The following is a 14,913-nucleotide window of genomic DNA, read 5'->3' as shown; positions in this document are numbered from 1 at the left end:
GGAGAAAAGCATGAGCGGACCCTCCATCGCGCAACTCGGCCTCCGCATCTATTCGGAGGAGGTCGACGAGGCCGCCAGCGCCCTTGATCGCCTTGTCCAGTCGGGCGCGCGCACGAACAAAGAGATGGCTGCCCTCAACCTGAAGCAGGCGGAAACCGCCCGTGCAGCAGGCGAGCTGGGCAACGCGGTCGGCCGCACCAATCAGGAGCTGGCGGCCCTCAATCTCAAGCAGGCTGTAGCGGCCCGCGCCGCTGGTGAATCGGCCCAATCGCTGGCCGAGATGGCGAAGACTGCCAGCCAGGCCAATGCCGAGCTGACAGCGCTCAACCTCAAGCAGCAGTACGCCGCCCAGGCCCTGGGTGATCTCGCCAAGTCGTCCGGCCTGACCGTCGCCGAGTTGAGAGAGCTCAACGTCCAGCAGCGGCAGTCCGCCCAGCTGCTGCAGAACCTCGGCACCGTGATGGGCCAGTCCACAGCCGAGTTCCGCGCTGTGGCCGCTTCGCTGAACGCCGTTGTGGCCCAGAACCAGGCCGTTACCGCCTCCGCGCCCAAAACCACGCGCGCCATCAAGGAGCAGGGCGACCAGGTCGCGCGCCTGCTCGGCCAGATCGACCCCACCGTCGCGGCCCTGGACCGCCTGGATGCCCAGCAGCGCAAGCTCCAGGGCTTCAAGAAGTCCGGCCTCATCGATGCCGACACCTTCGAGCAATACAACAGCCGGCTGGAACAGACCCGTGCTGGGCTGGGCAACTTCGACACTCAGCTCGAACGGACCGGCATGTCCGCCAAGGCGACCGCCGCAGCAATGCGTGGTGTCCCCGCCCAGCTGACCGACATCGTCGTCAGCCTCCAGGCTGGCCAAGCGCCGCTCACTGTGTTCTTGCAGCAGGGCGGTCAGCTGAAAGACATGTTCGGCGGGCTAGGGCCTGCGGCGAAGGCCCTGGGTGGCTATGTCCTGGGCCTGGTGAACCCCTTCACCCTTGCGGCCGCCGCTGCGGCAGTCCTGGGCGTCGCCTACTACCAGGGCAGCGAGGAGGCATCCCGCTATACCAAGGCGATCATTCTGACCGGTAATGCCGCCGGGGTATCGACTGGCCAGATGGCCGATATGGCTGCGTCGATATCGCGCACCACTGGGACCACGGGGCAGGCTTCGGAGGCACTGGTTCTGCTGGCCGAGAGCGCCAAGATTCCCGCCTCCCAGTTCGAGACTATCGGGAAGGCAGCGGTAGCCTTCTCCAGCGCCACTGGAAGAGCCATCGATGATGTAGTCGGGGAGTTCGTGCGTCTCGCGGACGAACCGACAAAGGCCGCAGCCGCGCTAGATGAAAAGTATCGCTTCCTCACCCTGGCTGTTTACGAGCAGATCAAGGCGCTGGAAGAGCAGGGTGACAAGCAAGAGGCGGCGCGGGTTGCCGAGGATGCCTACGCCAAGGCCCTGACCGAGCGCTCGGCCGAGATCAAGCGCAACCTCGGGACCATCGAAGGTGCATGGGCTTCTCTTGGCAGCATGGCCAAAAGAGCATGGGATGCCATGCTGAACATTGGCCGTCCTGACACCATGCAGGACAGAATTTCCGATCTCAAAAAGCAAATCGCCGAGCTGGAAGGTGTCACCAGCAGCACGGGCGGCCGCCAGGCGGCTCGGGATGATGCCAATCGCAAAGCCCAGATTGAGCAGCTGAGATCACAGCTTGTGCTGGCTCAGCAGCAGAAGGACACCGAGGACGCCATCGCAGCGGCCCAAGGCGTCTACAACGAGAAGCAGACGAAGGCGAAGCAGGCCGCTCAAGCGATCGACGCCCTGACAAAGTCAACGTTGAGCAACGAGGAGAAGCGAAATAAGGAGATTGATGAGTACAAGCGGAGCCTGGAAGACCTTCGCGAGGTAAATCCGAACGACGACCGACTCAACCCGGCCGCCGTGGACAAGGTCATCGCCAACATCCAGGCGAAATACAAAGACGCCAAGATCCCTAAGATCAAGGCGCCGGCGCTCGACACTGAGTCGCTGAACCAGCTGCAGAACGACCTGAAATTGGTCGTCGGCGAATACGACTCTGCCGAGAAGAAGATCGAGGCCAGCGCCCAGGCCGGTCTGGTATCTCAGCGGGATGCCTACACTCAGCGCGTGGCCCTGCTGGACCAGGAAAAGGAAAAGGTCCGGGCCGCCTACGCAGACCAGATCGGTGCTATTGAACAGCTGCAGGATCGGGGGAACCTGTCTGCGCAACAACGGATACAGCTGGCGCAACGCCTCAGCGATGCCCAGACGGCACAGACCAAAGCCCTATCGGATCTCGATGCCAAGCGCGATCAGCTGACCATCAAAGAACAGGGCCGACTCAAAAAGCTGCAGCTGTCCACGGAGTCCTACAGCGCTGCGCTTGGTGCCCAGGTCGAGGCACTCCGCCAGCAGGGCGAGCGGGCGGCAGCTGCCGTGGGAATGGGGCGCCAGGAGGCGCAGCTCTACGCCGAGCTCAACAAGGTCAACGACGAATACGTCAAAGGCCTGAAGGAGCTGGACAAGCAGCTCGCCGAGCGCAGCATCGATCAGGAGGAATACACCAAGCGCCTGGCACTGCTGCAGCGTCAGCAGCAGGATCTGACGGACCAGACTGTCGCCAATTACAAGACGATGGCGATTGCGCAGGCGGACTGGGCGAAAGGTGCCAACTCGGCATTCCAGGACTACCTCAGCGCCGCCCGGGATGTCGCAGGCCAGACGCGCGACCTCTTCACCGATGCCCTTTCCGGCATCGAGAATTACTTGGTGTCCTTCATCACCAGGAGCAAGGCGTCCTTTAAGGACCTGGTGCGCTCGGTCGGAACTGATCTCGCGAGGATTGGCGTCCGGCAATTGCTCACCGGCGGCGGCTCCAGTTCTGGCGGGATCGTCGGCTCTCTGAGCAGCGTTCTGGGGGGAAATAGCGGCAGCGGCGGCGGAAGCGGCTCTGGCGTGTCCAACGCGCTCAGCCTGGCCGATACCGGGATCAAGGCCTACAACTTCCTCACTGGCACCGGGGCCAACCTGTACAACGCTTATCAGGCCGGCGGCTTGAGCGGTGTCTATGACTACGGCGCCAGCTCCATCGCCGGCTACTTCGGCTCCAGCGCCGCGTCTGCAGCGGGCAGCTCACTGACATCTGCTGGTGCGAGCGCTGCCATCGGCGCCCAAGTGGATGCTACGGCAGCCGGCTTGGGTTACCTCGGCAATACCGCGAGCACTGGCGTCAGCTACACCGCAGCCAGCACCGCGAGCGCCGCGTCATCTGCGGGTCTTTCGACCCTTGGCGCCGCAGGCTATGGCATCGGTGGCGCTATCGCCGGCTACCAGGCGGCAGGGCTGAAAGGCGCCGCTACGGGCGCTGGCGGTGCTGTGGCTGGTGCCTATGCTGGCGCCGCTATCGGATCGGTGGTCCCCATCATCGGGACCGCTATCGGCGCTGCCATTGGTGCCATGCTCGGCGGCATGCTGGGCAGCTCCGTCTGGGGCGGCGACTGGATCACCAAGGACAATGGTCTCGCTCTGGGCGTCACCGGCGGCGACTTCGATGGCGCCTCGTTCGAGTACCAGAAGAAAAAGGGAGGCCTGTTCGGGAAGAACAAGAAGCGCACCAACTTCACCCCCCTTGATTCGGCCACCGAGAGCGCGCTGCAGGAGGTCTACGACACGACCGAGGACAGCGTCGAGACTCTCTACAAGAAGCTCGGCGTCCAGCTCAATGACGGCGTCCTGAGCGGCCTCACTATCGGCCGCACCCAGATCAGCACCAAGGACAAGACCCAGGAGGAGATCCAGAAAGAGATTACCGCCTGGTTCTCGACCGTTGCCGACTCGATGACCTCGGCTATCAACGACGCCACTGGCGCCGGCGTGGGCGGGTACAACTTCGAGGCGCTAACCGCCTTCGTCAACAACCTGTACAGCGTCAACGATGCGTTCCGCTATCTGCGCATCGGGATGTTCGACACGAGCGTCGCCGGCGGCAAGCTGGCGGAATCGATGGCGGCGACGGCCGGCGGTCTATCGGCGCTGCAGCAGAGCGCGGCGGGGTATTACCAGAACTTCTTCAGCGATACCGAGAAGGCCAACGACACCATGGCCGAGGCGGTTCGCCAGTTCGGTCTGGTGAACATCACCCTGCCTGCCACCCGTGAGGGATTCCGGGACCTGGTCGAGTCCATGGAAAAGACCACGGAAGCCGGCCAGGAGCAGATCTCGACCCTGCTGGGTCTCCAAGGCCAGGCTGACGCCTATTACGACATCCTCGAACAGCGGATGCAGCAGGCGACCCAGGCCCTGGCCGAGGCGCAGGCAGCGATGCTGAATGGCGCCATGGGTACCCTGCAGCGGGCTGTAAAGCGGGAGCAGGATGCTCTCACCGCAGCCTATGCCGCGCGCACCGAGTCGCTGAACGCCAGCCTGGCGACCTCGCAGTCGGCGGTTTCCTCGCTGACCTCGATGTCTACCAACCTGACCTCAGCGCTCCGCACGCTGCAGGGCCAGAGCGATGCCGCGACCTCCGTGCTCTACGGGCAGGCCACGGCCACCCTGGAGTCGGCTGCGGCGATCGCTCGTGCTGGCGGGAGCCTGGCGAACTTCCAGGGGCTGGACCAGGCGGTCTCCACCGTCGCCGGGAACAGCGCCGGGAAGTATGGCGACTGGCTTTCGTTCGCGCGTGACCAGGGTCGCTCCACCGCCCTGATCAACGAGCTGTCGATCACGGCCGGCGACCAGCTGACCAACGCCGAGAAGACCGTCAAGAGCCTCCAGGACCAGCTCGACCAGAGCAAGAAGTCCTACGACATGGCCTCGGCCAAGTTGCAGGGACAACTGGACCTGGCTCAGGCGCAGCTCGACGGCATCAACGGGGTGAACAACACCCTGCTCAGCATCGAGGAGGCGCTCAAGCAGTTCGGCGCGGCTATCGGTACGGCGGCGCCCAACGGCACCGGCGCCACCAACGCTGACAGCATCATCGAGGCGGCCTACAAGGCTGCTCTCGGACGGTCTGCGGACTCGGCTGGCGCGGCGTACTGGAAGGGGCAGCTCAGCAGCGGGGCGGTCAACAGCAACAACCTGGCAACTGCCATCGGTGCTGCTGGCGCGGCCAACGTTGCAGCAGCGCCAGGCAGCGTCTCGGCGGCGTATGCGTCAATCCTAGGCCGTGATCCTACGGCTGCGGACATGGCGTACTGGGTCGGCCAGGTCGCCAATGGCGGCGTGCATGACGTCGCAGCTGCCATCCGCGCAGCGGCGATCGCCAATGGGGAAAAGATGCCTGCCTTCGCTGGTGGCGGTGACTACCTCGGCGGCAAGGCCCTCGTGGGTGAGCATGGCCCGGAGATCATCGACTTCGCCCAGCCCGGCTACGTCTACAACGCCCGCCAGACCGCAGGGATGCTGTCCGAGGCCGACCTGAGCCGCGTCATCGCGCTGCTGCAGCAGATCCTCAGCGCCACCGGTACCGGGAACGATCGCTTGTTCTGGGTCGTGGACAACACCCGGAAGGCCGCGGTGAACACTCAGGTACTTCGCAACCAGGCTGCTGAAGGAGCCACAGCATGATGATGATCAAGCCGGTAGGCATTACGCCGGCGAATCTCTACTCCAGCGTGCCGGAGACGGATGCTCCGGCCTGGGTGGCGGGAACCTACAAGAAGGGCGACCGGGTCATCCAGAACCACCATGTGTTCGAGTCCCTGGTCGACACCAACAACGTCGAGCCGGCCAAGGACAGCGCCACGGCGCCGAAGTGGCTGGACACGGGCGCCACCAACCGCTGGCGGATGTTCGATAAGTCCGCCGGCCAGGTGATCACCCAGGCCAGTGGCCAAGTGCAGCGGCAGGTCACGCTGCTGGGCACCCTCACGTCGAACCCCACGAGCATCGAGGTCGACATCACGCCGGGCTCGGTGGTGAACGCCCTGGCGCTGTTCGGCCTATCGGGCTACCAGGCGACCATCACCATGACCGACCCCGTGGATGGGGTGGTCTACGGGCCGAAGGTCGTCAGCCTCGTCGATCCTGCTGCTGGGGACATGTGGGAATGGCTGTTCACGTCGGTGGAGCGGGTTGATTCCTTCGCCCTGACCGATCTCCCAGCCTACGGCACGGCGCGGATCCACATCCTGGTGGAAGCGGGCGCCGGGGGCACCGCTACGTGCTCCATGGCGGTGGCCGGCCAGGTTGTCACCTTGGGCACCGCGCTCATGGGGGCCGGCTTCGGAATCACCGACTTCAGCACGAAGGACAAGGACACCTTCGGGAACGACTACGTGACCGAGCGGGGCTACAGCTACAACGTCACGTTCCCCATCTCGATCCCTGACGCCCAGGTCACCAGCTTCCGGCGCCTGCTCACCCAGTACCTTACGCGGCCCGCCGTCTTCATCGGCGACCTGAAGCGTGAGTGGACCCTCATCTACGGCCGGTTCGGCGACCTCAACGTGGTCTGCCCGAACGGCAAGTATTCCGAATGCACCCTGGAAGTAGGAGCGCTCATCTGATGGCAAACCCCTCTATCAATCCGCTGCCGCAGGCACCGAACCGGGCAATGGCGCGCACCGTCTACCCGGTGGTCGCCGATGCCTGGGCCGCTGCCATCGGCCCCTGGACCACTCAGGTCAACGACGTCGTCACCTGGATGGGGAAGCAGGTCGACGCGGTCGCTACCTCCGTCAAGTCTGCATCGGACAGTGCGACCGCCGCTGGGCAGGCTGTCACTGACGCCCAGGCCCAGGTGAAGCTGGCCACCGACCAGGCCCAGGCCTCGAAGGGCTCGGCAGACTCCGCCGCCGGCTCTCTGGCTTCAGTGAAAGTAGTCGCATCGGCGGTCGACGCCTCTGCGGGCCTGCCGCCCGGTGTGGTCCCTGGCTCCGTGCTCCGCCAGAAGCTGGACGGGAGCGGCCAGAAGGAGTGGTGGCAGATCGTCGTCAACCAAGTCGGCGACGTGATTGTCAGCACCCAGGCGCCGGACAGCACCTGGGTGCCTACTGGCAAATCCTATCCTCAATCAACTTGGCCTGCTCTGTACACCAAGCTCGGCGTAATTGCTGACTATCCAATTGGCGGCGCTTCTAATGGCACTACCTTTGGGAATTTCAGTGGCAACAACTACCAAATGACGCCGCCTATATACGGGAATAACGTATATGTCTCTGCTGGTACTGGTGGTGGTTTCGTAATTAGATCTATGGACGCTTTCACCACCAATACAACAATCGGCATTAGCGCCGATCAATGGGTGGACGGAGACTACGGCAATAACGTATTTGTGCTGCTTGCGTCAAACACTGTTGTCGGTCGATCTACCGATAACGGTCTCAACTGGGCGTCTGCTGCATCACTACCGCAACAAGCACAGTGGAGATTGAGGTTCGGGGGTGGAATTTTCTTGGGCGCCGCCCTTCAGCCTGGCAACAACAGTACATCCGGTGCGGTCGTCACCAGCCCGGACGGCGTCACCTGGACTAGCAGGAGCACGCCGTCCGCTCCGCTCATAAAGCCAGCCTACGGAGCGGGCCTATTCGTTTGTGTTTTCTCGGATGGGGTCTACACCTCGCCTAACGGCGTCACCTGGACAAAGCGGACGTCCTTCCCGTTCGCCCCGAGCGGTTCCTCTCAGCTGGAATATGCCCTGGGTGCAGGTTTCATGCTGATCGACATGCCGCAAAAACTGGGTGCGTTTTCCGTAGATGGGATCAACTGGGTTGCTATTGCGCCGCCTCCATCGATAGGCACCAGTAACTGCGGACTGGCTGCGCACCAAGCCGGTTTCCTACTGCAAGTCGTTGCCTCCAACGCATGGTGGAGCACTACTGACGGGACAAAATGGACGCCGCGAGTTGGCGTGTCGTCGGGCCAGATTGGGAAGTTCATTTACGCCAACAGGACCGTTGTTGGCTGGGGGGCGGCTACTCCTGTAACTCCGGTGCGTGTCAGGGCTTTCAGCTATGACCCCGCTACCCAATTCTTCACGACTGACCCAGCTGGAGCCGCGCAGGGCCTCAACCAATACATCAAGGCAGCCTAAATGGAAGACACCACTTACTATCTATACGACTACGAATACATCTTCACCGGGCAAGTAACCGTGCCACCCATAGAGCCGGCCCCTTACAATTCGGTAATGGTGCCTCCGCCCGATCTCGCGGGAACGCAAGTTGCCAAATGGAACGATTTTTCCTTCCAGTGGGAAGTGCTCGACGAGAGACCGCCCAAGCCTATCCCAAGCGCACAACCCTGGCAGATCGATCAGGAGAAGGATCGTCGGACAGCCATGGGCTTCATCTACGACGGCAAGTCCTACCTGACCGAAACCCAAAGCCAGATGAACGACATCCTGGGCGCTCTGGCTGACGCGACAGCGGCGATCACAGTTGATCAGGCGCAGTCCGGCGACCTGCGCTGGGCCGATCCCAGGTACGACTTCGCATGGAGCGCCGCCGATGGCAGCGGGGTGCCGATGGATGCCCAGACCTGCCTGGCGTTCACCCGCGCGGCGGTCCGCCGGAAATCGTTGCTGGTCGGTGCCGGCCTGGCACTGAAGGCGATGAACCCGATCCCGGTCGACTACATGGACGACAAATACTGGCCAACTATGGATGCAACCTCGAAGGTAACTGAAACGTAGTTTTCTATCACAGCACAGTTTTTATGTTTCTGCGGCTCACTAGCCTGAGAAGGCTAGTTGCCCATTTAGCTCAGGCTTGAAGTAAATTCATTGGGCTCTCCGTAGATGCTTGTGTAGCTGATTTTTATCTTCAGTCTATTGTGCACCTCTGTCTCGATCTCTGACGTATTTCTATCATTGAATATCAATCGGAACAGCTCGTACTTTTTTCCGACTGGAACAAACTCGCCCGTAGAAAAAGTTTCGATGATGCTTTGAAAGCCGCGCTCAGGAAAAACTATTAAGAGAGCGTTTTCGATCTGCTCGATACCTTTTCCAGTAACCTCGACTCCGTCCACAGTAACCTGCAGCGAATTAATAATTGCGGGTCCGATGCCTGCATTTTCTACAGCGTAGATATATATGAATTGTCTGATCTCGACATGGGATATCCCTAATAGGTGCGGTGTCGCCATCAAGCGATTGTGATGTTCTTGTATTTCTATTTGTCTTTTTGCGAAGTAGATGGCTACGGCTGCGGCAATTGCGGAGAACGTCGCGGCAATTGCTGAAAGTAACGCCGCCCAATCAAAGTCTGTCTTGGTGTTCGAAATTATGTAAACGACCGAGTCTAGAGGAGTTTCCACTTTTAATTATTCCATGTGATTGATTTGCATTTGGGATGTCCGCACCGAGCGTTTTCCTTGGAGTTTGCCTATGCCTATCACTGAATACCAGTTGGTCGCCATCCTGCCCGGCGCCGCCAAGGTGGCGGCCGTCTTCGTCCCGGCGTTGAACGCCGCCATGAATCGCTATGCCATCGACCATAACCCGCTGCGCATGGCCGCCTTCATTGCCCAGTGCGGGCATGAGTCCGGCGAGCTGACCAGGCTGGTCGAGAGCCTGAACTACGGCGCTGAGGGGCTGGCCAAGACCTGGCCAAGCCGCTACGCCATCGACCCGCGCGCCAAAGAGCCGAAACCGAACGAGCTGGCCGTCCGCCTGGCGCGGCGGCCCGAGGCGATCGCCAACAACACCTATGCCAACCGCAACGGCAACGGCCCGGAGTCCTCCGGAGACGGCTGGACCTATCGGGGCCGCGGCCTGCTGCAGGTCACCGGCCGGGCCAACTACATCGCCGCCGGCGCCGCCCTGGCGCTGGACCTGGTCCGTCACCCCGAGCTGCTGGAGCTGCCCTGGAACGCCTGCGCGTCTGCCGGCCACTTCTGGTCGGTCAACGGCCTGAACCAGCTCGCCGACCTGCAGGACACCGTGGCCATCACCAAGAAGATCAACGGCGGCACCAAGGGTCTGGCCGAGCGCACCACGCTCACCGCCCGGGGCCTGGCCGTTCTCGCCTGATCCACCCACCGCGTCACCTCAAGGAGAGGGACCATGCCCCTGCCTACCTCGGATCTACCGTTCCAGCGCCTGTTCGGCGACTTCTACAAGCGCCTCGACGACCAGGGCCGCCTCGATGGCCTGATGACTACCGGGACGAACGTGCTGACCAAGCACCTGTTCGGCCGGATGAAGACCCAGGACGCCGCCAATGCCATCACTTTCAACATGCAGATCGAGCTGGAGGCGCCGTTCATGGCCTTCCGGATCGGCATCCCCAACATCCACACCGCGGCGGTCACCGGCGTGAAAGCCAGCGTCGGGCTCTCGGCCTCGGCGCCCGCGGCGAACTACCTGGTGCAGACCTCGCCCGAGGGCGGCGAGTGGATCGATTGCACCTTCAACGGTTCGGCAACCGTGGATCTGCTGAAGCAGATCGACGCCGAGCGCTACAGCATGACCTGGTCGGATCTGATCTATCTGCCCAGCATCGCGCGCACGGATGTCGCGAATGGGCGCCCCATCGTCATGGTCCGGATCGAATTCCCGGCCGGCTCTAAGCTGACCACGCCGAACAACGATCTGTATTTCTGGCGCTCGATCGGCCCGCGCATCTACTGCTGCTCGAACCAAGAGGTACAGGGCGTCACCAACAAGGGCGCCTTCACCCAGAACAACGTCTATTCCAGCGGCGGCGATGCGAAGGCCGTGGTGCCGGCGATCCAATACGTCAGTCAGGCCCGTGGCCACCAGCTGATGCTCTGCGGCGACAGCATCGTCGAGGGTCTCGGTGGCGATGTCCGGGACTATGGCGCCATCCAGCGCGCGGCCTATGAGCTGAGCACGCCGGCACGGCCCATCGAATACTGGAACGCCGGCCTGCACGCCCAGGCGCCCGCGGTCTACAGCCGGATGGTGGACGATCACATCGATCGCGTGCGGCCCACGGTGCTGTTCTATGCGCCCTGGTCGGTGAACGATGTGGCAGCCGGCGGCATTACCACTGCGGCGCTGCGCCGGGCGAAGGGCGAGATGGCCCGAGTGATGGCTACGCTCCAGAGCAAGGGCCAGCGGCCCCTGGTGGCGATCCTCGAGGCGCTGCCGTGCAATACCGACTACCGCGCGGTGGGCGCCGCGGACAGCATCCGGCGGGACTTCAACGGTGTCTATCTGCCGAGCCTGTCGGGGGTGGTACTCATGTCCGGCTACGCCGCAGCGATCACCGGTGTCCGGGATGCCAGCGGGCAGGACCAGATCAGGGAGGGGGCGACTGTCGATAAGGTCCACCCGAACGATGTGGGCCACATTCTGCTCAAGGCGATTCCGAAGGCCTTCCTGCTCATGCTGCTGGATCGGGTGCAGTAATGGCCGTCGTCGAGCAGTACAGGGTGGCCGTGCTATGGGTCGCCGCAGTCGTGTTGCTCGCCGTGGGTGCGCTGGCGGGTGCCGGCGCTGCCTACTGGGCCACCGCCGGCCATTACCGGCCCATCGTCGACGCCAAGACGAAAGCAGCGGAGGCCTCGGCCAGCACCCTGGCGTCCTGCCGGACCACCAGCAGCACGCTGGAAGGGCAGGTCTGGCAGCAGAACCAGGCCCTGGCCGATCTCCGCCTGGCCGCCGAGAAGCGCGCCAAGGATGCCGAGCCGATTCAGCAGCAGGCCGCCAAAGCCGCCGCCGGCGATTACCAGGCCGCCAACCGCCTGCAGCAGGAGCGCACTGGCGGCGACCCGGCGACGGCCGCCGCCGCCATCATCGACAAGGAGCTGGGGCTATGAGGTGGATCATGGTGGGGGTGCTGGTCGCGCTGGCGGGGTGCGGCGCCCAGCCCGTTGTTGAGCCTGAGCCGCGCGTGGTGCGCGTCGAGGTGCCAGTCCAGGTACCGTGCCGGGTGAAGGAGCCGGCAGTGCCGGCTTGGGCGGCAGATGGACTGCGGAGGGAGGACAGCCTGGAGGTGAAGGTCCGGGCGCTGCTGGCTGAGCGCCGGCAGGCGAAGGGGTACATTAGGGAGCTGCAGGCAGCGGGTGTGGCGTGTCAGTGATCGGCACCACCTGCAGGCCGTCCCATCGACCAGCCAGCACCATTTCGTAGAGCCGGCCGTCGATCTCGGCGGCGGTCGGTGTCACGAACACGCCCAGGACCTCCTCCTGGCGCGTGTCCACCAGGTGGATGCGGCCCTCGCCGCGCCGACTGAACTGGCCAACCGGCAGGCGGCCGAGCTCTGGCCTGACGAAGCTGGGCCCGCCTGATGTCGCCCATACCTCGCCGGTATCCGGGCAGGTCAGGCGGTAGCTGAGCCGGATGTCCCAGCCTCGAGGCCAGGTCGCCTGGATCTCCAGCGAGTGGTCGAGCCCGGCATCGGCATGCTCGCAGAGCTCGACGCAGTCCGGCTGGCTGATGGTCCTGCGCTCCAGCAGGGCGAGGGCGGCCGAGGTACAGAACCGATGCCACATCTCTGGGAAGTTGAGCCGGTCGCGCTCGTCGGCGAGGTAATCCCGCAGCCCAGTAAGGGTGGGGTTGTCTGGGTCGAAAAGCATGGGCGCGTCCTTACTGTTCGGGCATACAGTAATTCCGCCGATCTGGATGTCGAGTGCGTGGTGACGAAAGGAGAGGTTTTCGGGTCGGCAGAACGCCGGAAGAGGGGATGCGGCCGGGGCCAATTCTGGGGCCAATCGGTGCAATTCAGCGGGCAAGGCGGGGGATAGATGGGGACGAAACCCGCATGGTTACTGCCCTCTGATCCCCACACAACCCCATGACTTACTGCATGGTGATGTTAGCGGTGGAGATCAAGGGGGTACCTATCAGGGACTAAAGGCGTCGCCGGAACTGACGGTACCGATTCGATACCGACACCGAGCTTGGCTATCTTGCTCAGAACTGAACCTGGCCGACTCAGCGAGCGTAGGTGGAAAGGAAAAATCTGGAGGAGGGTTTCCAGCTGTAGGCCATGAAGCCGATGCTCATGCCGGACATTGGGTTCATTGTCGCATAGGTCCGCCAGTGCTGATAAGGCCGCTGTCGGGGCGACAGGGCTGCTGCGACTCGCCATTACGCCAGCGGCGTTCGGGCCGCCGGTGATGATGGCCACGGAACGGCAATCGTCAGGACCCTGCTTATGGTGCATTGATGTCGCCATCCCAGGAGCAGGAGATGTCCGAGCAAACGAAAAGCCGAATAGATGCTGGAGCACCGCGGGAGGCGCTGCCGCCCACGCTGGAAGAAATCCAGGCATTGAAATGCTGAGTTGCGGCTGCAGAAGATGGCGAAGGAAGGTCAGCAGGCGCGGTCACAGCGGTCAGCTCAGCGCTGAAAGGAATGGAAAGCCGGCGCCTTGAGCCCGGGACCGTCGGTAATAGTGGCCACTGAACAGGTAACCCCCGTGGCGCCTCTAATCCAGTGAGGCCAATATTGGTCTCACTGTGAGGTGACCCATGATCACAACCACCAGTCATTGGCAAAGATTCAGTTCGCCCCAGGCTCCCGGAATGATCGCGAGGGCGATGTTCGGGGTCGATGCCCAGCTCGCCGTGGCGCAAGGTGGGCAGGCGACAGAGCCTGCTCCGGCTGAGCCATTGAAACCCGATGACACCAATGTCGCTGACCCATCTGTCCCCGCGCCCGACGATCCGTCAGCGCCCGAGCCTGGTGAAGCTGATGACCAGGAGCCAGCGCCCCGGTAGCCCCTGAGCCGTGAGAGAGCCCAGCCTGGGTGCTGGGCTCTCTCACGAACAGCGGTAGACAGACGCGTCTTTGGGGCATGGCCTCCAGGCAGGAAGTGTTCTTTAGGTTTATGTCAGGGTGGCTTGGATACTCTCCCGATTCATCAAGATGTCCCTTTCCATCAGTGATATAGGGTTGGCCCTTCCGAAAAGCGTAGAACAACAACTTCCGGTGGGTGATGTAATCGGCAATATTGAAAACAATCGTTGTGCTGGAAGTGCAGAATATTGGCCAAAATTTCCGTTTTATATGAAGCAAGGCGGTTAATAGGCAAGACCTTCTTTCCGGGAGATTGCCGCGCATAAGCGACGGTTGAGGAGCGGCTTATGAAGACTGATCGCCGCTTCGCTATTCCTTACCCGGCTTTTCCTTGAGATCAAGTAAAAAGCGGAACGCACTTTGAACGGTGGTCTGCCGATCTTGTATTTCAGCTATGCATAGCGTCAGCATATCCCTGAGCGCTTCTGAGTCAGAGGTGCCATGGCATTCGTAAATCTGCCGCAACAGCTGATTGATCGCATCTTGTTCGGCGGAGTATCGCTCCAGTAGCAGAAGGCCATGTTTCCGGTCCTGTTCGTTCATTCGACGTTCTCCGGTACAGCTTGAACGGGCTACAAAAGCAGCGTTGCGACCGTTAGAAAATAGCCTTAATCCAAGGAGCCGGATAAACGGTCAAGGACAGCATGGAAAGCGGTATGTCAAAAAGATGAAACGTTTCACTAGTTTCACCCCGGGGGCTTCATGAACAGGCTGAAAAAAGCGTTGGAAATGCTGGATCCACCGGTGAAGCATTTCATCGAATACCGGGGTGAAGATATCTTGCTGACGCTCCTGGATCCCAGAGTGCCAGCAAAGGTGTCTCGCCTTATTGTCAAACGCACGGTGTTGAATGTCGAAGCACTTAATATCATGGTGCTATATGCCGTCAACGAACTTCGCCTGAAAGGTTCCCATTTACCGTTGCAAGCCGATACGGTGCTCATTGGCGGTAAGGCTCCGTAATCCTGGCCAAGCGGCAAATTGCTGATTGACCATTACCTTTCAATTCGCTTCTTCTCGATATCGCCATGTGCGCATACCCGCCATAGCCTGCAGTTCTTTCCTTCGTCCCTGGCAGCAGTGAAGGTTGTCAGCCGTAAGGAGGATGTCGCCTTGGCTATCCTCTTCAGCAGCAGCGTTGGACGGCTCGCGTCTTCCGGGATCTATCCGGGTTACCGTCGCCCGCCGAATTCTG

13 protein-coding genes are annotated in these 14,913 nt (G+C 62.0%); 10 read left to right on the top strand and 3 right to left on the bottom strand.

Translation table 11 applies throughout. The features are described 5' to 3' along the window. Positions 1–10: 10 nt before the first annotated feature. From AABM56_RS11530 to AABM56_RS11515, 4 genes are read left to right on the top strand one after another with little or no spacing between them, the layout of a single operon-like run. The gene (locus AABM56_RS11530; RefSeq protein ID WP_347884113.1) at positions 11–5,572 is read left to right on the top strand and encodes a phage tail tape measure protein; all 5,562 of its coding nucleotides are present in this window, start codon (positions 11–13) and stop codon (positions 5,570–5,572) included. Then, complete coding sequence (locus tag AABM56_RS11525; protein WP_273860946.1) at positions 5,569–6,513, top strand: hypothetical protein; 945 nt, start codon at positions 5,569–5,571, stop codon at positions 6,511–6,513. Before AABM56_RS11530 ends, AABM56_RS11525 begins: the two co-directional genes overlap by 4 nt. Before the next feature lie 47 nt (positions 6,514–6,560). Further along, positions 6,561–8,039: a hypothetical protein gene (locus AABM56_RS11520; RefSeq protein WP_347884112.1), complete on the top strand. Its 1,479-nt coding sequence runs from the start codon at positions 6,561–6,563 to the stop codon at positions 8,037–8,039. After that, the gene (locus AABM56_RS11515) at positions 8,040–8,639 is read left to right on the top strand and encodes a hypothetical protein (RefSeq protein WP_314563249.1); all 600 of its coding nucleotides are present in this window, start codon (positions 8,040–8,042) and stop codon (positions 8,637–8,639) included. 65 nt (positions 8,640–8,704) lie between these two features. Here AABM56_RS11515 and AABM56_RS11510 read toward each other — a convergent pair whose 3' ends face one another. Next, complete coding sequence (locus tag AABM56_RS11510) at positions 8,705–9,265, bottom strand: hypothetical protein (protein ID WP_314563247.1); 561 nt, start codon at positions 9,263–9,265, stop codon at positions 8,705–8,707. A 70-nt stretch (positions 9,266–9,335) separates the two neighbouring features. Here AABM56_RS11510 and AABM56_RS11505 point away from each other — a divergent pair, with 70 nt between their 5' ends. From AABM56_RS11505 to AABM56_RS11490, 4 genes are read left to right on the top strand one after another with little or no spacing between them, the layout of a single operon-like run. Then, positions 9,336–9,980, top strand: coding sequence for a glycoside hydrolase family 19 protein (locus AABM56_RS11505; RefSeq protein WP_347884111.1), 645 nt, complete (start codon positions 9,336–9,338; stop codon positions 9,978–9,980). Between the two features lie 33 nt (positions 9,981–10,013). After that, positions 10,014–11,324: a hypothetical protein gene (locus tag AABM56_RS11500; protein ID WP_347884110.1), complete on the top strand. Its 1,311-nt coding sequence runs from the start codon at positions 10,014–10,016 to the stop codon at positions 11,322–11,324. Continuing rightward, positions 11,324–11,734, top strand: a complete 411-nt coding sequence (locus AABM56_RS11495; protein ID WP_347884109.1) for a hypothetical protein — start codon at positions 11,324–11,326, stop codon at positions 11,732–11,734. The genes AABM56_RS11500 and AABM56_RS11495 overlap by 1 nt, the downstream gene beginning before the upstream one ends. Continuing rightward, on the top strand, positions 11,731–11,997 hold the full coding sequence (locus AABM56_RS11490) for a hypothetical protein (protein ID WP_347884108.1): 267 nt from the start codon (positions 11,731–11,733) through the stop codon (positions 11,995–11,997). The genes AABM56_RS11495 and AABM56_RS11490 overlap by 4 nt, the downstream gene beginning before the upstream one ends. Here the strand turns inward: AABM56_RS11490 and AABM56_RS11485 are convergent. Then, positions 11,960–12,493, bottom strand: a complete 534-nt coding sequence (locus AABM56_RS11485; RefSeq protein WP_347884107.1) for a hypothetical protein — start codon at positions 12,491–12,493, stop codon at positions 11,960–11,962. The two genes, AABM56_RS11490 and AABM56_RS11485, sit on opposite strands and share 38 nt — an antisense overlap. Before the next feature lie 1,294 nt (positions 12,494–13,787). Here AABM56_RS11485 and AABM56_RS11480 point away from each other — a divergent pair. Further along, positions 13,788–13,946 (top strand): hypothetical protein, encoded by a 159-nt coding sequence (locus AABM56_RS11480; RefSeq protein ID WP_166655948.1) that lies wholly within the window; start codon positions 13,788–13,790, stop codon positions 13,944–13,946. A gap of 81 nt (positions 13,947–14,027) precedes the next feature. Here AABM56_RS11480 and AABM56_RS11475 read toward each other — a convergent pair whose 3' ends face one another. After that, positions 14,028–14,261, bottom strand: coding sequence for a hypothetical protein (locus AABM56_RS11475; protein ID WP_263259703.1), 234 nt, complete (start codon positions 14,259–14,261; stop codon positions 14,028–14,030). Positions 14,262–14,420: 159 nt separating this feature from the next. Between AABM56_RS11475 and AABM56_RS11470 the strand changes: the two genes are divergently transcribed. Next, positions 14,421–14,681 (top strand): hypothetical protein, encoded by a 261-nt coding sequence (locus AABM56_RS11470; protein WP_133863108.1) that lies wholly within the window; start codon positions 14,421–14,423, stop codon positions 14,679–14,681. Positions 14,682–14,913: the final 232 nt, after the last annotated feature.

The sequence above is a fragment of the Pseudomonas aestiva genome (assembly GCF_039908605.1).
In the GTDB taxonomy this organism is placed as follows: domain Bacteria; phylum Pseudomonadota; class Gammaproteobacteria; order Pseudomonadales; family Pseudomonadaceae; genus Chryseomonas; species Chryseomonas aestiva.
Note: the sequence above shows the minus strand (reverse complement) of the source record. Positions and strands in the feature narration are given on the sequence as shown.